Origin of the sequence: Halorussus salinisoli (genome assembly GCA_005239435.1) — an archaeon.
GTDB lineage: Archaea > Halobacteriota > Halobacteria > Halobacteriales > Haladaptataceae > Halorussus > Halorussus salinisoli.
Genome location: SZNP01000001.1, coordinates 908,660 through 923,843, shown reverse-complemented (window position 1 = coordinate 923,843; position 15,184 = coordinate 908,660). Strand labels below are relative to the sequence as shown.

Below are 15,184 nucleotides of genomic sequence, written 5' to 3'. Positions count from 1 at the left end.
CAAATCGCAAAAAACCCTCGGTCGTCGGAGGTCCGGCCGCCGGAGGGACCTCACGTCGTGAGGGCCTCGGCGACGATAGTGAGCGTCTCGTCGAAAGTATCGACGGAAGCACCGAACGTCCGGACTCGGAATCCCACGTCTACGGAGTCGCCCACGCCGAGTGTTGCTGGGTCGTCCCGGAGGGCTGTCTCGTCGGGGTCGTCGACGTCGTACAGTTCCACTTCCAGTTCGGAGTCAGTCTCGTGTTCGGAGTAGACCTCGACTGGCTGGGTACCCCTGTTCTCGATGCGGAGGAGTCCCTCTACCGGTTCGCTCTGCTCGGACTCGTCGGCATCTCTGTCGAACTCGTAGACCGAGTCTGTTCCCAGTCCGAGGTCCGGGTCGTCCAGTCGCTCTTCGAGTCCGGGGAGACTGAACTCCACTTTCTCGGGGGTGTCGTCCTCGATGCTTCGCTTGCCGTCACCGAGTTGCGTTAGCGCCAGCAGGGCCTCGTTGTCGTCCGCGGTCTGGACTTCGAGACGCCGGTTCGCGCTGGTGCTCGTGAAGGCACCTGTTCCGAGCGTGACGCCGGCTCCGGCCGCCAGACCTCCGAGACCGACGATGAATCGTCGTCGTTTCATGGTTGGAAGATGCGGGCGCGGCGAGCGCGCCCAATTGTGTAGTTAGACCTCGCTCTCGGCGACGGCCTTGATTACGATGTCGTCGTCGAAGTTGACTTCGCCGTTCGTGGTGTCGACGACGAGACCGATTTCGCTCACTTCGTCGCCGGGTGCGAGCAGGGGTGCGGCCTCGTAGCCGCCGGGGTTCGCCGGGTCGTTGGCGTCGGCCGGGTCGTCGGGAACGTTGAGGTTGCTCGTGTCGGAGAACGCGCCCTGGTTGTTCCCAGCGCCGGTACCGTGGTTCTGGTACCCACTCGTGCTGTCGTGATACATCCGGACCCCGTCCGGAAGCCCCTGTGCCCACACGTACACGTTCTGGGTCCCCTGATTCGTGATTTTGAGGAGGTCGTTGACGTACGTGGTCGCGTCGTCGTTGACGCCGTCGCCGTTGTCGGTCGAGATGTCGATGGAGATCGCGTTACCGGTCTCGTCGACGTACTCGTCTCCGTTCTTCGTGTCCTCGGCCTCCATCGCCAACAGCGCGTCGGCGTCGTCGGCCGTCTCGACAGTCAGTTTCCGGTTCGCGCTCACACTCGTGAACGCACCGGTTCCTATTGCAGCCGCCGAGCCGGCGGCGAGCGATCCAGCACCGATCAGGAATTTGCGTCGGTCCATTGGTTGTTTCACCTGTGTTCGTACACGCCGTCGACGTCGAGTCACTGCGACTCCGTGCCCGAGTCACCGCGACCCGGTGTCGCCCGGCGTGCCCACTTCCAGCCTGGACCGCTACGGTATTCGTATTGATTTGTCAGAAGCAGTGCAAAGGAATCCAGACCGGCTTCTGACACTCCTTGTCGGTAATTTAGCAAGCCCCAGAAACCGGTGTTCGAGCCGGTAACCCCCGATTAACTACGTCTTCGATATCGTTCGTGTAACCGAGCAGAACGATGTTAGGGAGCGTCACTCGGAGCCCATCGGAGAAGATGGAACCCGGTCCTGTATCGGCCGAATCCACGTCGGAGCTATCCGAAGAGGAGGTGTTCGAGGTGTTGTCGCATCGGCGGAGACGATACGCGCTTCACTATCTCGTCGAATCGGGGGAAACCCAGCTCGGGGACCTCGCGGAACACGTCGCCGCGTGGGAGAACGACAAGGGCGTCGAGCAACTCTCGACGGGCGAACGCAAGCGAGTCTACTGTGCGCTCCAGCAGTCCCACCTGCCGAAGATGGACGCCGCCGGCGTCGTGGAGTTCGACAAACGACGCGGAACCATCGACCCGTCCGAGGCGGTCGAGGAACTCGACATCTACATGGACGTGGTGAAGGGCGACGAGATTCCGTGGAGCAAGTACTACGTCGGTCTCTCCGCGGTGGGGGCCGCGCTGGTCGGCGCGCTCTGGCTCGACGCGTACCCGTTCGTCTTGCTCTCGGACACGGCGTGGGCGGTGTTCCTCACGACGATGTTCGGAGTGTCGGCGCTCGTCCACCACTATCACGCCCAGAAGACGAAACTCGGCGTGGGCAAGACTCCGCCCGAAACCGACCGAAAATGACACCACGCCGCGTCTCGCTCGCACTGGCACTGCTCGGAGTCGTCGTTCTGACCGTCAGCACCGGCGGATTCAGTTCGGCGGACACCCAACGAGGCTTCCAGGTCACAGTCGCCGACGACGACGACGCATTGCTCGAAGTCGACCGCGAGAACGAGTCGCTTCCCAACGGCGACCATCGGAACGTCCGTCTCCTGACGCTCCGAAACCGGTTCGGAGACGGTCCTCTCGTCGTCTCGTCGGTCAGCGTCGTCGGGAGCGACGAATCGCAACCGCCGAGGGTCAGAAACCTGTCCGTCGCGTCCGAAGACGGCGGCGCTACGAAGGCGATAGTCGCGGACGTGACGTGTGCGAACAACGTGAACAACACCGAAGTCTTCACCGTCCGAATCAACGCCTCCGCGAACGACGGCGACGTCTCCGTCCGACTCTCCCGTGACGTCCGGATAACGTGTACGGGCGACCCCGCCGGTCCGAAGTCGAATCGAACAACCGACCGGGGGAACTGAGACCGCCGCGCCGTTATCGATTGTTACAGTCTACAAAACGACAGTAGAGCCAAAGTTAACGGCCAGTCGGTCCAGTCCACCGTAGAGGGCGTAGGATAGCTCTCCAGCGCGTACGAGGAGCGCGCGCTCGGCGACGTATCGGGTTCAGTAAAATTGGTATGGGACCGCCGAGATTCGAACTCAGGTCCAACCGACCCCATCGGCTGAGGATACCGCTACCCCACGGTCCCGCAGTGCACGACGTGTGCAATTCGACAAAAGCACGTCCTTGAGTTAAGCGCTTCGTTTCACGTCGAGCGGTTTCGGGACGACTCGGCGCTCCGAAGCGTCACGCCGACTCGTCCTCGTTCGCGTCCCGCGGGACCACGAGGTCGGCGTCGTCACGGACCGCCATGCTCGCTACCGGGTCGTTCTCGTACACCGCGACCCCGTGTCGCCGACCGAGGACGTAGCCGTCGTAGTCGGACTCGACCGTCGCCTTCCGGTCGCCGTGCGGCGTGCAGACGTCCGCAACGACGTCGCCTTCCGCCACCACGTCGCCCGCCTCGACGCGGTGGCGCGCGATTCCCGGCGTGTCGGCGTGCGGGTGGACGGCGCGCTTGACGGGGAACTCGACCGGGGCCTCGGGACCCACCGCGTCGGGGTCCGGGTCGCCGGGAAGCACGCCGAGTTCGCGCATGACGTTCCGGACGCCCCCGACGCCCGACTCGCGGGTGTCCTCTTCGACCACGTCGTGGCCGCCCAACTCCGCGGTGAAGGCGGGGATGCCCGCGTTGTTCAGGGCCGCGCCCGCGGTCGAGCGCTGGAGGTTCTGCTCGGTGTACTCCTCGGCGGCGTACTCGTTGACTACGGGCATCCCGAAGGCCTCCACGAGCGATTCGAGGTCGTCGGCGAGGTCGCGGGCCTCCGATTCCGTGCGCTCTTCTCCAAAGAGAACCCGGTCCCGAATCAGGAATGGCATCGACCCGACGTGGGCGGTGTGGAGGTCCACGAGGGCGTCGGCGGAGTCGGCGAACGCCTCGTAGATGCGCTCGTCCACGAGTTGCTGGACGCTCGGCGGGCGCGTGCTCTCGGCGTCCGGGTCGGGGAAGAAGCGATTGGGGTCCTCGTCGTCGTAGTAGGAGGTGCGGGTCGTCCGGCGGAGGCCGGCGGGGTTGAGGTTCGGGATGCAGACCACGGTTCCGCGGATTTCGTCGGCCAGGTCGTCGGTCATCACGTCCTGTGCGACCGCGAGACCCGTCACCTCGTTGCCGTGGATGGCGGCCGTAATCCAGAGCGTCGGGCCGTCCTCCTCGCCCTCCGCGACGAGAACGGGGAGTCGCTCGGGGGTGCCGGTCGGGAGGTCGGTCACTTCTAGCCACCCGGTGACGAGTTCGCCGGGTTCGGATTCCGCGGTTCCGAGTTGCATGCGTGGGTGGTGTCGTAGCGGGGTGAAAAAGGTGGGCGTGGCGGCAGCGAGGATTCGGGATGGGATTTCTACTCCGTACGCACGACTCGCTCCCAATCGACCGAGTGTGAGTGTTGACAGTTTCTACTCCGGCGCGCGCGAGCAACGCGTGCGAGGGACGACTGAGCGACCGCAGGGAGCGAAGGAGGAGGCTGGGGAGGTGTGAGGCCTGCGCTCGCGGTGCGGTTGCGGTGCTGTGCAGGTGTGGTAGACTCCTCGGCTCAAGGAGTAGCTAGCGTCTCCGTTGCGACTTGCTCCGTCGCTCCGAAAGTGGAGAACACGAACGAGCTAGCTACTCCCGACACCTATGAAAGACCGCAACCACATCCTCCCCAACCGACTGCGCTTCTCGGTCGCTGCGCTCCCTCCGATGCTCGTCCCTCGCACGCGTTCCTCGCGCGCCGACAGCCGTTAGTCAGTCAAGGGCATGCCGACAGCAGGTCGGTCGAAGTATCTCGGACTCGAACGGTTTCGGGCATCTATCTAGACCTGATAGAAATATTTTCCTTTGTCACGCCATTATAGAGGCGTGTTTCCCACACCTTTAGACCAGTACGCGCTCCAGTTCCACGACGACGCCCTCCTCGGCCGCCGGGTCACCGACCATCGTCCCCAGACAGACCGCGGCCCCGTCCGGGGTGTAGCAGGCGATCAACTGGCCCTCGTCGGCCTCCTCCGCGTCGATGACGCCCGGCGCGTACACCTGCGCGCCGTGGGCGACTTCCTCGGCGGCGCTCGGTGCGATGGTGACTTCGGGGAGGTGGGTCAGCGCGCGCTCGGCAGGACTGACGACCTCTCGAAGCCAGTCGTCCTCGCCGTCCTCGCGCCAGCGTACGAGTCCGTCCGCGAGGTCCTCCATCGTCACCAGCGTCGAGTCGTCGAAGGGGTCGGTCGCGGTCCGGCGGAGGTGGCCCATGTGCGCGCCCGTGCCGAGCGCGAGACCGAGGTCGTGACAGAGCTTCCGGACGTACGTCCCGCTCTCGCATCGCATCCGGAGGAGGGCCTGACGGTCCTTCACCTCCAACAGGTCCAGGTCGTATATCTCTCGGACGCGCAGTCTGCGAGCGACCGCGCTCTTCCGCGGTGGCTTCTGGTAGAGCGGTCCCTCGAACTCCGAGACGACGGCCTCCACGTCGGCGGGCGGGTCGTCGTGGAGTTCCAGCACCGCGACGTACTCCTTCGCGCCCTCCAGAAACACCTGCGAGAGGCGGGTCGCCGCGCCCGTCAGGACGGGCAGACAGCCCGTAACCTTCGGGTCCAGTGTTCCGGCGTGGGCGGCCTGCGTGACGTCTGCGAGGTCCCGAACCCAGCCCGCGACCTGATGGGCCGAGGGACCGGGCGGTTTGTCGAGGTTCACGACACCGAAGGCGAGCAGTTCGTCCGGCGACCGTTCGTCTGGAGGTCCGCGGAGCATGGTGTCAGAAGTCGTAGTCGGCTTCGACCGGGTACTTCCCCTCGTCTACCTCGGCGTCGTACTCGTCGACGGCGGTCACGAGCATGTCCAGCACCGCGTCGGCGTTCCAGCGGGCCGTATTTATCGAGAGGTCGTAGATGGTGAGGTCGGTGATGTCGATACCGTAGTACTCCTCGTAGCGGTCGGCCTCGCTGCTCTGGCGGGCCGCGCTCTCCTCGCGGGCCTCCGAGACGGGTTTCCCCTCGCGGTCGGCCACGCGTTTGGCCCGAACGTCGAGCGGTGCGTCGAGCCACACCCGGAAGTCGGCCACGTCGCCCGCTAGCCATCCGGCGAGACGCGACTCCAGCACCACGTCGTCGCGGTCTACCGCGACCGACCGCAGGCGACGGTCGAGGTCACGGTCTATCTGTTCGTTCTCCTCGGCGAGTTTGTTGAACTCCAAAGGCGTGTACCCGCGCTCGTCTGCGAGTTCCCGGAAGATGTCTCCGCCGCTGACGTGGTCGAGGTCGAGCGCCTCCGCCAGTTTGGAGGCGGTCGTACTCTTTCCGCTCCCCGGCGGTCCAGAGACTGTAATTAGCATATCTCATCTCGGAGTGGAGGTATGAAAGAGGTTTTGAACTCGCGACGGTCCTCCGTCGTTCGAGGAGTGGTCTCGTCGTTCGAGAACGAAACGGCGGCGAAAACCGATATTCCGGCAGCGAAACTGGAACGAAGTCGTCCGTTACGCCGGCGTCGAGACGGCCGTTACGTCGGCGTCGTCTGGATGTTCAGCGCCTTCCGAAGCAACTGCGTGAAGCTCATCGAGCAGAGGAAGTACCAGACGATCCAGAGTTGCATCGGACCGAGGATCTTCGAGGTCCACCGTGCCTCGCCGATGAGCGGCGCGACGATGGTCCACTCCCCGGAACTGACGTGGCCGTCCAGCACCATCCAGTAGATCCAGAGGAACACCGGAATGGTGAAGAACATCGTCCACACCATCGGGCGGAACTGCTCCTTGAACATGCCCAACTGGTCGCCCATGGCGTCCATCTGCTCCTCTCGAATCTGTTCGAGCGCCTCGTCGTCGCCGCGCTCTTTGGCCTGCTTGCGCTTCTCCTGAATGTCCTTCATGCGGTCCTGATACGCGCTCATCTTGTCCATGTCCATCAGGTTCGCTTGCAGGAGAGTGGTGAACAGGCCCGTCAGGACCGCCACGACCAACACGACCATGTAGAAGGGGACCACCGCGTCGATGGGACCCAGAAGCAGGTTCACGGCACCCCCGATGACGTCCCGAACCGCCGTCTGCGAGTAACCGAGGAACAGTCCGCCAGCCCCGACCGCCGCCAGTTTGTCCCACTTCGTCCACGACGACTCTTCGGTGTCCACGTCCTCTATGTCGGTGTCCGTCGTGACGGTAGTGGTCGGTTCGTCGTCGAGCGCCGCCTCGACTGCGTCGGGGTCCGCGAGTCGGAACTCGTCGCCGACGCTCTCCAACACGTCTTTCTCGATGAGGCGGCCCCACTGGCCGCTCGTGAGTTCGTCGTTCACCTCGGCCCACTCGATTCGTTCGGAGCCGCCGTCGGTGCGGTCGTAGACGACCGCTAAGGCGTCGGCCATCGCCGAATCCTCGGCGATGAGCGACTCTATCTTGTCCGCGGTCCGTGCCATTGTGACAGATTTGGAATTCCCCGGTTAATCAACTTTCGCTCTCGGGCGCGACTCACCTCGAATCGTCGGCCCACCGCAGTAGCTCGCGTTTCGGCCACCGCGACGGTCGCCGCTTCGGCCGGTGGAACTATAAACGGCCTGTCAGACGTGGGAATATGAACCGTCGGAAACTCCTCTCTCTCGCCGGTGTCGCCACTCTTCCCTCGCTCTCGGGATGTCAGGCGTTCGGCAGTACGCTCCGCGGAGAACCGGCCGAGTTCGAAGACGTATCGCTGTCCGGCCCGAGCGAGGTCGGAGTCGGCGAGTCGTTCTCGCTGTCGGTGTCCGTGACGAACGGCGGCGGACGGTCGGGCGACTTCGCCGACGTGCTGACCGTCGGCGACGCCGACGCGGAGACGAAAATCCGTATTCGAGACGTCGGGGCCTCGGAGTCCAGAACGGTCGAGGCGGGTCCCTTCTCGATGGGCCACGCCGGGCACCAGCGGTTCCGACTCGCCGAGACCGGCGCGTCCCACGTCGTCTCGGCCGCGAGTCGGTCGCTCCGGCCCGGTGAGCGATTCGAACTCTCGGACGGTCCCGGCGTCTCCGTCTCGGAGGCGTCGTTCCTCTCCGCGGTGTTCTACGACGCCGCGGACGGACGGGCCGTCCTCGCTCCGGACCGCGGGTCGGTCCTCGTCGCCGTCGAAGTCGCAGTAGAGACCGGAGGGAGTAGCGACGTTCGCATCGGTCCGGACTCCTTCGACGTGGCCGACGGCGAGGTACTCACCGGACTCGACGGGAGCGACCGCGGCCTCGACGCCGTCGCGGGCCTCGACGGTGACCCCTTCCATCGGGGAGCGGTCGGCCCGGGCGAGACGCGGTCGGGGTGGCTCCTCGCCGAAGTCCCCCGAGCGCGAGCGATCGAGGGTCTTCAGGTCGGGTGGAACCGAACGCGAGACGAACCCGACGCATCCGGCGAAACGACCGAAGCGTCCGGCGAAACGACCGAAGCGTCCGGCGAAACGACCGACGCCAGCGACCAGGGACGCGACTCGATTCCGGAGGCCCGATGGCGATTCGATGGAGTCGAACTTCCCCGATTCGAGGTCACGGACGTACAGGTGCCCGCCGAAATCGAACTCGGCACGTCGGTCACTGTGTCCGCGACCGTCGAGAACACGGGTTCGGTGACGGGGACGTATCGCGCCGGTCTCGAACGCCGATACGCCGACGAGACCGACTGGCGCGCGAGCGAGACGCTCGAACTGGAGGTGGCCGCCGGGTCACGCGCGACGTGGACGACCGAACTCGCGCCTCCCGCGTCGGGTCGCGCCCGATACCGGTTCAGGCCGGGGTCGGCGAGCGAGAGCGTGACGGTCAATCCGGCGACTCGCGCGCTGGCCGAGTCGTTCACGACGCCCGACGGTGCGACGGTTCGCGTCGACGTGGGGTCCGACTACTTCGAGGGACTGCTCCCGTCGTACATCTACGACGAGGGCGGAAATCAGACGTATCGGGCACCGGACGGGAACACGTTCGCGTTCGTCTCGGTGGCCGTCGAGAACGACGCCGCAGAACCGGTCGCGTTCCCTGAACGGAGCGCCTTCTCGGTCGTCGCGGACGGTGACGCCTACTCGGTGTTCCACCAGTCGTCCGACGACGACGGGCGCCTCGGTTCGCCGGTCGAGGGGCGGTTCTACTCCCCCAAGTCGGAGTACGGACCGGGCGAGACCCACTCGGGATGGCTGGTGTTCCAGATACCCGACGACGTGCCCGTCGGCGAACTCGTCGTGCGCTGCTCGTCGGGCGACGACGTGATGGCGGAGTGGTCGGAGTGACTGCTCGAAGAAATAATCTCGTTTCTTTGATACACATTTCCCCGTTCTAAAGGTATAGAAATATTTCCGAGGAGGTTGATTCTGATGCCGAGGTAGTCGGTTCTGTTTTCGGGCGCTGACGCGGCGCGCACCGATACGGTCTCGCTCTGACGGGTCTGCATTCGGAACGAAATCGCGGAACTGCGAAAAGAGGCGACGAAATCGAGTGCGACGGTTACGCCTGGGACTCGATAGCGGCTTTCACGTCCTCCCACACCTCGTCGGGGGTCTGCTCGCCGTCGATGCGGACCAGACTCCCCTCGTCGTCGTAGAACTCCACGACCGGCGCGGTGTTCTCCTCGTACACTCTGATGCGCTCGCGGGCGGTCTCCTCGGTGTCGTCCTCGCGCTGGTAGAGGTCGCCGCCGCACACGTCGCAGACGCCTTCCTCCTCCGGCGGGTTGAAATCGACGTGGTAGGTCGCGCCGCACTCCTCGCAGACCCGGCGGCCGGTCAGTCGGTCGACCAGCACGTCCTCGTCCACGTCGAGGTAGACCACCGCGTCGAGGTCCGTGATGTCCGAGAGGTGTTCGGCCTGGTCGAGATTCCGCGGGTAGCCGTCCAGCACGTAGCCGTCGGCGTCCGAGAGCGCCTTCTCGACGATTTCGTTGACGACGGCGTCGGGGACGAGTTCGCCCTGGTCCATGTACTCCCCGGGCGTGTCGTACTCGAGGCCGAGATGGCTGATGTCCATCTGTTTGTTCCCGCGGAGGGCGTCGCCGGTCGTGACGTGTTCGACGCCGAACTCCTCGACGATTCTGTCGCTTTGGGTTCCTTTTCCTGCGCCCGGCGCACCGAGTATCAGAACGTGCGGGTTCATATCTGGAACTCCATCGCCCTCGCATAAAGGCTTAAAGAAACCGGACGGACGTGACCCGCCGGGCGTTCGATCGTCTCACGATATCGTCGTCGCCACCCTCCACGACGCCGACTGTCGTCGAACCAATCAGTCCGCACCGCACGGCACCGCAACCGCGAGTACAGACAAGAACTCTCGAAACCGAACCAGTCTCCCCACCGAACGCTCCTCTCGGAACGCCACTTCTCGGAACGACCCCGGCAAGTTTTTGATTTGGCCCTGATTATGCACGGGCATGCTTACGGTGCGGGCCCCGGCGACGAGTGCAAACCTAGGGAGTGGCTTCGACGTGTTCGGGGTGGCGTTGACCCGCCCCGCCGACGTAGTGCGGGTCGAGCGCGCCAGCGAAACGACCATCGAAGTGACCGGGACGGGCGCGGAGTACGTCCCGACCGACCCGGCGGAGAACACCGCGGGCGTCGTCGCCCGGGAACTCGACGCGCCGGCCCACATTGAAATCGACAAAGGCGTCCGGCCCTCGTCGGGCCTCGGCTCTTCGGCGGCGAGCGCCGCGGGCGCGGCGGTCGCACTGAACGAACTCTACGACCGCGAACTCTCCGACGAGGAGTTGGTCTGGCTCGCGGCCGAAGGCGAGGCGGTCGTCTCGGGCGACGCCCACGCCGACAACGTGGCCCCCTCGATTCTGGGCGGGTTCACCATCGTCACCGACGAGGGCATCACGCGAATCGACGCCGACCTCCCGGTCGTGGTCTGCCTGCCGGAAACCGTCGTCTCGACCCGCGACGCCCGCGGCGTCGTCCCCGAGTCGGTCGGGATGGACCAGATGGTCGAGACGGTCGGCAACGCCTCGACGCTGGTCGCGGGGATGACCCGCGACGACCCCGAACTCGTCGGCCGAGGCCTGACCGACCCGGTGGTGACGCCCGCTCGCGCAGACCTCATCGACGGCTACGACGCGGTGGACGAGGCCGCCCGCGAAGCGGGCGCGACCGGCGTGACCGTCTCCGGCGCGGGTCCCGGCGTCCTGGCGGTGTGTCGCCACCGCGACCAGCGCCGGGCCGTCGCCTCGGCGATGGTCGGAGCCTTCGGCGATGCCGGAGTCGATGCGTGCGCCTACCAGACCGAAATCGGAACCGGCGCGGAACTCCATCGTTGAAGCAGGTAGCGCTCCCCCTTTCCGTCAGTCGGTCGGCGTTCTTTCAGTCGGTCGGCTTTTCTTCGGTCGGCGGTCTCCGGTCGGGACTCCCCACCGGCGGGCGCGGCCGCGCTCCCTCCCGTCGGAGGTTCGTCGGTCCCCACCAGAGGACGACCACGACGGTCGCGACGACGAACACCGCCGTCCACACGTCGTCGGCCAGCGGTGAGCGCTCGACGACCTGCCCGGTGAAGTTCCCGACGAAGTGGTAGAGGACGGCGGCCAACACGCTCCGACTGGTGTTGTCGAAGACCCACGTGTACACCACCGACCCGACGATTATCAGGAATCCGAACTCCGCCGGATTCGGCGTGAAGTCGAGGTTCGCGTAGTAACCCGCCATTACGAACAGCGGCGCGTGCCACGCGGCCCACGCCACGCCGACCGCGCCCCCGGAAGTGAGCGCCGACCACCGGACCTGAAACCGGTCGAGGAGGTACCCCCGCCAGCCGATTTCCTCCGGTAGCGGGCCGAGTATCAGGACGAACCCCGCGTACGCCAGCAGGCCGAGCGGGTCGGCCGCGAGTCCGGTCAACTCCTCGACCGAGAGGTGGCGAGTACCGGGGTCGAGAATCGTCGCGACGACCCCCGAGACGACGGTAATCGCCGGTTCGAAGAGGACGACGACCGCGAGCCAGCGAGGCGGAATCCGCCGAACGTCGGTCAGGCGGTTCCGGAGGTCGCGCACTCCCGTACGACCGTACGTGACCCGCGACATGACGATACCACCGAGGGGCGGTCCGGCCCCGCCGAGTACCGTGAAGACGACGCCGGGGAATCCGAAGGCGTCGAAGCCAGCGACGATGTTCACGCTCCACCAGAGCCACGCCCAGCCGTGTGAAAAGAGGAAGTAGCCCCAGAGGTCTCCGGTGGGACCGTTCCGAAGCCAGTCGCCGAACGCCGAGGCGGAGACCGATGGCATGGTTCGGTCGGACCGACGTCGGCCGTCACGAAAAGTTCGTCCGTCGGTTCCCGCAGTGCGCGAACGACGGAGTACGACGCCTGCTCAGTTCCCGCGACCCTGCAACTTCTCTTCCTCGGACAGGTCGGCGTTGGCCTCGCCCTTCATGCCCGACCCGATGTCCTTGCTGATGGCGGCGAGTCGCTCGGGGTCGTCCCAGTTGTTCGTCGCCTCCACGATGGCGTCGGCCATCGCCTCGGGGTCCTCGGCACCGAAGATGCCCGACCCGACGAAGATGCCGTCACAGCCGTGGTGCATCATCAGCGCGGCGTCCGCGGGCGTGGCGATGCCGCCAGCCGCGAAGTTGACGACCGGGAGGCGACCCTCCTCTGCGGTCTCGTGGACGAGCGGCGCGGGGGCCTCGATTTCGCGGGCGAAGGCCTCGCGCTCCTCGTGGGTCATCCCCTCGATTTTCCGAATCGCGCCCTTGATGGCGCGCTGGTGGTGGACCGCCTGATTCACGTCGCCGGTCCCGGCCTCGCCCTTCGTCCGAATCATCGCCGCGCCCTCCTCGATTCGGCGTAGGGCCTCGCCGAGGTTGCGCGCGCCGCAGACGAACGGCGAGGTGAACTCGCGCTTGTCGATGTGGTAGCGGTCGTCGGCCGGGGTCAGCACTTCCGACTCGTCTATCATGTCCACACCGACGGCCTCCAGAATCTGGGCCTCCTTGGTGTGGCCGATGCGGGACTTGCCCATCACCGGGATGGACACCTCGTCGATGATTTCCTCTACGTCGGCGGGGTCGGCCATCCGCGCGACGCCGCCACGCTTACGGATGTCGGCGGGGACGGCTTCGAGCGCCATCACCGCGACAGCGCCCGCGTCCTCGGCGATGCGGGCCTGCTCGCGGTTCACTACGTCCATGATGACGCCGCCCTTCTGCATCCGGGCGAACCCGCGCTTGACGAGTTCGCTTCCTCGCTTGAGTTCCTCGATGTCTGTCTCTTCGGCCATGTCTGGAAACTGAGGACGCGACGGGTTAACTTTTGCGAGGTTCGGTCCCTGTCCGCCTGCACTATTCGGTCGGTTCACTCCTCGGGTTCTCGTTCTTCAAACACGGGAACACAGCCGTCACGCGATTAAATTGCTCCTGAAACGACGCCTGTAATCAGGGAATCGTACTATAGACAGTATTTACTCTTCCTGGGTCCGCAATCGAATGCGAGCGTGGCGCGGAACGAAACAGAGTAGACAGGAGTAGTGCACTGCGTACCGATTATTGACGACGTTGTGGGTCGGTCTCCCGCCATCCGCCGTCGTTCGAGTTCCGGCGACCACACCGGCGTTCGAACCGAGATGCCAAATCATTAGTCTTTCTGCGAGACAAACTCGACAATGACGGACCCCGACGCTGATTCTCTCGACCCGGAGGAGTCGGTACGAGAAGCGGTCGAACGCTCCAGAAGCGGCGCGCCGGCGGTCGGTTCGGTCGTCCGCGACCGGTTCTCCTCGGACGAGATCTTCCAGCGAATCATCGCGGCGGCCGACGAGGAGATCACCTCGGGGAGCCGCGAACTGTTTTTCAGCGCCCTCGCCGCCGGCTTCGCCATCACGATCACGTTCATGCTGTACGTCTCGCTGACGGCCTCGACGGGCGGCGACCCCGTGGTGAGCGCGCTGTTGTACCCGCTCGGGTTCATATACATCATCATCGGGGGCTACCAGTTGTACACGGAGAACACGCTCCCGCCGGTGGCGCTGACGCTCGAACGACTGGCCAGTATCCCGGCGCTGTTGCGCAACTGGACGGTCGTGCTGGCCGGGAACTTCACGGGCGGGGCACTCGGGGCGGCCGCGCTCGCCTTCGGTGGCGTACTCTCGCCGGAGGCCGCGACGGTGGCGGCCGACCTCGGCCAGAAGGGAGTCGAGACGGCCTGGTGGAGCCTGTTCTCCAAGGCCGCCTTCGCCGGACTGATAGTCGCTGGCGTCGTCTGGGTGGAGTACGCCGCCCGTGACACGATATCCCGACTCGCCGTCGTCTACATCGCCTTTTTGTCGATTCCAATCGGCGGACTGTACCACTCGGTCGTCTCGTTCACCGAGATGGTGTACCTGGTTCTCCACGGAGAGCTCGCCGTCGCGGTCGGCCTCGGCGAGTTCGTCCTCCCGGTCCTGTTGGGCAACACCCTCGGCGGGGTCGTGCTCGTCACGGTCGTCAACTACTTCCAGACGACCGAGAACCGCCTCCAATCGGCCCGTTTCGACGGCGCCGAACGACAGCTGTCGATCCGCGAGTGGCTGTTGGGAGGACTGGCGGGCCGTTCCTACGTCCCGCTCATCGACACCCACGAGGCGCCAGCATCCGACGCGGACCGGTATCGGCTGGTCGTTCCGATATCGAATCCGCGGACCGAGTCGGCACTCGTGGAACTCGCCTGCGCGCTCGCCAGCCAGAAGGACGACGCCGTCGTCCACGTCGTCCACGTCGTTCAGACTCCCGACCGGACGCCTCGGGGGTACAGCGTCAACCAGCGCGAGCGCATCGTCGCCGACTCCGACGCGCTGATGGCGAGCATCCGCGACATCGCGGACGACTACCACGTCGAATACGAGACCTCGACGGTCGTCTCCCACCGCTCGTTCGAGGAAATCTTCGACACCGCCGAGCGCAAGCGCGCCGACCTCGTGGTGATGGGTTGGGGTGACGACCGACTGTGGTCGGCCGGTCGCGCCGAGCGCCCGCTGGATGAGCTCACGAGCCGACTACCCGCCGACGTCCTCGTGTTCAAGGACCGCGGATTGGACGCGTCGCGGATTCTCCTGCCGGTCGCGGACAACGCCCACGCCGATCTGAACGCCGAAGTCGCGCGGGCGCTCCGCGCGACCGCCGGTTCGGACGTCACGCTCCTGCGTGTCGTAGACGGCCCCGACGAGCAGGAGGCGGGCCAGCAGTTCCTCGCCGACTGGGCCGCCGACCACGGTTTGGACGACGCCGCGCTCGCGGTCGACGACTCCGGCGACGTCGAGGGAGCGATCGCTCGCCGGGCCGTCGACCACTCGCTGATACTTCTCGGCGCGACGGAGCAGGGCCTGCTCTCGCGGCTCGTGACCAACTCCCTGCACTTCGACGTCGTCAACGAGGTGGACCGCTCGATGGTGCTCGCCGAGCGCCCGACCGACCGGAGCGTTCGCCAGCGCCTCTTCGGTCGGCGATAGCGTCGCTGACCGGAGGGCCGCGAC

At 65.7% G+C, this 15,184-nt stretch carries 14 protein-coding genes and 1 tRNA gene; 5 read left to right on the top strand and 10 right to left on the bottom strand.

Features of this window, described 5'->3' with window-relative positions:
• Positions 1-50: 50 nt before the first annotated feature.
• Together E2484_RS08975 and E2484_RS08970 are read right to left on the bottom strand one after the other, a co-directional pair.
• Positions 51-620 carry a hypothetical protein gene (locus E2484_RS08975; RefSeq protein WP_137284858.1) on the bottom strand — a complete coding sequence of 190 codons (570 nt, stop codon included), beginning with the start codon at positions 618-620 and terminating at the stop codon, positions 51-53.
• A 42-nt stretch (positions 621-662) separates the two neighbouring features.
• Positions 663-1,274 (bottom strand): hypothetical protein, encoded by a 612-nt coding sequence (locus tag E2484_RS08970; protein WP_137284857.1) that lies wholly within the window; start codon positions 1,272-1,274, stop codon positions 663-665.
• 308 nt (positions 1,275-1,582) lie between these two features.
• On the opposite strand from E2484_RS08970, the gene E2484_RS08965 reads away from it, so the two are divergent.
• Together E2484_RS08965 and E2484_RS08960 are read left to right on the top strand one after the other, a co-directional pair.
• Positions 1,583-2,152, top strand: a complete 570-nt coding sequence (locus tag E2484_RS08965) for a DUF7344 domain-containing protein (RefSeq protein WP_170977275.1) — start codon at positions 1,583-1,585, stop codon at positions 2,150-2,152.
• Positions 2,149-2,658 carry a hypothetical protein gene (locus E2484_RS08960; RefSeq protein WP_137284855.1) on the top strand — a complete coding sequence of 170 codons (510 nt, stop codon included), beginning with the start codon at positions 2,149-2,151 and terminating at the stop codon, positions 2,656-2,658. The genes E2484_RS08965 and E2484_RS08960 overlap by 4 nt, the downstream gene beginning before the upstream one ends.
• Before the next feature lie 159 nt (positions 2,659-2,817).
• Here E2484_RS08960 and E2484_RS08955 read toward each other — a convergent pair.
• The 5 genes from E2484_RS08955 to E2484_RS08935 all read right to left on the bottom strand — a co-directional run bounded on the left by E2484_RS08955 (position 2,818) and on the right by E2484_RS08935 (position 7,172).
• Positions 2,818-2,888, bottom strand: a tRNA-Pro gene (locus E2484_RS08955).
• Positions 2,889-2,986: 98 nt separating this feature from the next.
• On the bottom strand, positions 2,987-4,066 hold the full coding sequence (locus E2484_RS08950; RefSeq protein WP_137284854.1) for a succinylglutamate desuccinylase/aspartoacylase family protein: 1,080 nt from the start codon (positions 4,064-4,066) through the stop codon (positions 2,987-2,989).
• 583 nt (positions 4,067-4,649) lie between these two features.
• Entirely contained in the window at positions 4,650-5,519 is an 870-nt protein-coding gene (locus tag E2484_RS08945; RefSeq protein WP_137284853.1) for an RNA-guided pseudouridylation complex pseudouridine synthase subunit Cbf5, read from the bottom strand.
• 4 nt (positions 5,520-5,523) lie between these two features.
• Positions 5,524-6,099, bottom strand: a complete 576-nt coding sequence (cmk, locus tag E2484_RS08940) for a (d)CMP kinase (RefSeq protein ID WP_137284852.1) — start codon at positions 6,097-6,099, stop codon at positions 5,524-5,526.
• Between the two features lie 164 nt (positions 6,100-6,263).
• Positions 6,264-7,172: a DUF106 domain-containing protein gene (locus E2484_RS08935; RefSeq protein ID WP_137284851.1), complete on the bottom strand. Its 909-nt coding sequence runs from the start codon at positions 7,170-7,172 to the stop codon at positions 6,264-6,266.
• A gap of 155 nt (positions 7,173-7,327) precedes the next feature.
• Between E2484_RS08935 and E2484_RS08930 the strand changes: the two genes are divergently transcribed.
• Entirely contained in the window at positions 7,328-8,989 is a 1,662-nt protein-coding gene (locus tag E2484_RS08930) for a DUF4352 domain-containing protein (protein WP_137284850.1), read from the top strand.
• A 214-nt stretch (positions 8,990-9,203) separates the two neighbouring features.
• Here the strand turns inward: E2484_RS08930 and E2484_RS08925 are convergent, their stop codons facing one another.
• A complete protein-coding gene (locus tag E2484_RS08925; protein ID WP_137284849.1) occupies positions 9,204-9,848 on the bottom strand; it encodes an adenylate kinase in 645 nt (214 codons plus the stop codon).
• Between the two features lie 274 nt (positions 9,849-10,122).
• On the opposite strand from E2484_RS08925, the gene E2484_RS08920 reads away from it, so the two are divergent.
• Entirely contained in the window at positions 10,123-11,004 is an 882-nt protein-coding gene (locus E2484_RS08920) for a homoserine kinase (protein WP_137284848.1), read from the top strand.
• A gap of 43 nt (positions 11,005-11,047) precedes the next feature.
• Here the strand turns inward: E2484_RS08920 and E2484_RS08915 are convergent, their stop codons facing one another.
• On the bottom strand, positions 11,048-11,965 hold the full coding sequence (locus E2484_RS08915) for a CPBP family intramembrane glutamic endopeptidase (RefSeq protein WP_137284847.1): 918 nt from the start codon (positions 11,963-11,965) through the stop codon (positions 11,048-11,050).
• An 84-nt stretch (positions 11,966-12,049) separates the two neighbouring features.
• Complete coding sequence (gene pdxS / locus E2484_RS08910) at positions 12,050-12,958, bottom strand: pyridoxal 5'-phosphate synthase lyase subunit PdxS (RefSeq protein ID WP_137284846.1); 909 nt, start codon at positions 12,956-12,958, stop codon at positions 12,050-12,052.
• A gap of 381 nt (positions 12,959-13,339) precedes the next feature.
• On the opposite strand from pdxS, the gene E2484_RS08905 reads away from it, so the two are divergent.
• Entirely contained in the window at positions 13,340-15,160 is a 1,821-nt protein-coding gene (locus tag E2484_RS08905; protein WP_137284845.1) for a formate/nitrite transporter family protein, read from the top strand.
• Positions 15,161-15,184 lie beyond the last annotated feature (24 nt).

What these genes read in the sequence shown, in the direction of transcription:
- E2484_RS08975 (WP_137284858.1), bottom strand. Translation starts at nt 620, where the DNA reads ATGAAACGACGACGATTCATCGTCGGTCTCGGAGGTCTGGCGGCCGGA.
- E2484_RS08970 (WP_137284857.1), bottom strand. Translation starts at nt 1,274, where the DNA reads ATGGACCGACGCAAATTCCTGATCGGTGCTGGATCGCTCGCCGCCGGC.
- E2484_RS08965 (WP_170977275.1), top strand. Translation starts at nt 1,583, where the DNA reads ATGGAACCCGGTCCTGTATCGGCCGAATCCACGTCGGAGCTATCCGAA.
- E2484_RS08960 (WP_137284855.1), top strand. Translation starts at nt 2,149, where the DNA reads ATGACACCACGCCGCGTCTCGCTCGCACTGGCACTGCTCGGAGTCGTC.
- E2484_RS08950 (WP_137284854.1), bottom strand. Translation starts at nt 4,066, where the DNA reads ATGCAACTCGGAACCGCGGAATCCGAACCCGGCGAACTCGTCACCGGG.
- E2484_RS08945 (WP_137284853.1), bottom strand. Translation starts at nt 5,519, where the DNA reads ATGCTCCGCGGACCTCCAGACGAACGGTCGCCGGACGAACTGCTCGCC.
- cmk (WP_137284852.1), bottom strand. Translation starts at nt 6,099, where the DNA reads ATGCTAATTACAGTCTCTGGACCGCCGGGGAGCGGAAAGAGTACGACC.
- E2484_RS08935 (WP_137284851.1), bottom strand. Translation starts at nt 7,172, where the DNA reads ATGGCACGGACCGCGGACAAGATAGAGTCGCTCATCGCCGAGGATTCG.
- E2484_RS08930 (WP_137284850.1), top strand. Translation starts at nt 7,328, where the DNA reads ATGAACCGTCGGAAACTCCTCTCTCTCGCCGGTGTCGCCACTCTTCCC.
- E2484_RS08925 (WP_137284849.1), bottom strand. Translation starts at nt 9,848, where the DNA reads ATGAACCCGCACGTTCTGATACTCGGTGCGCCGGGCGCAGGAAAAGGA.
- E2484_RS08920 (WP_137284848.1), top strand. Translation starts at nt 10,123, where the DNA reads ATGCTTACGGTGCGGGCCCCGGCGACGAGTGCAAACCTAGGGAGTGGC.
- E2484_RS08915 (WP_137284847.1), bottom strand. Translation starts at nt 11,965, where the DNA reads ATGCCATCGGTCTCCGCCTCGGCGTTCGGCGACTGGCTTCGGAACGGT.
- pdxS (WP_137284846.1), bottom strand. Translation starts at nt 12,958, where the DNA reads ATGGCCGAAGAGACAGACATCGAGGAACTCAAGCGAGGAAGCGAACTC.
- E2484_RS08905 (WP_137284845.1), top strand. Translation starts at nt 13,340, where the DNA reads ATGACGGACCCCGACGCTGATTCTCTCGACCCGGAGGAGTCGGTACGA.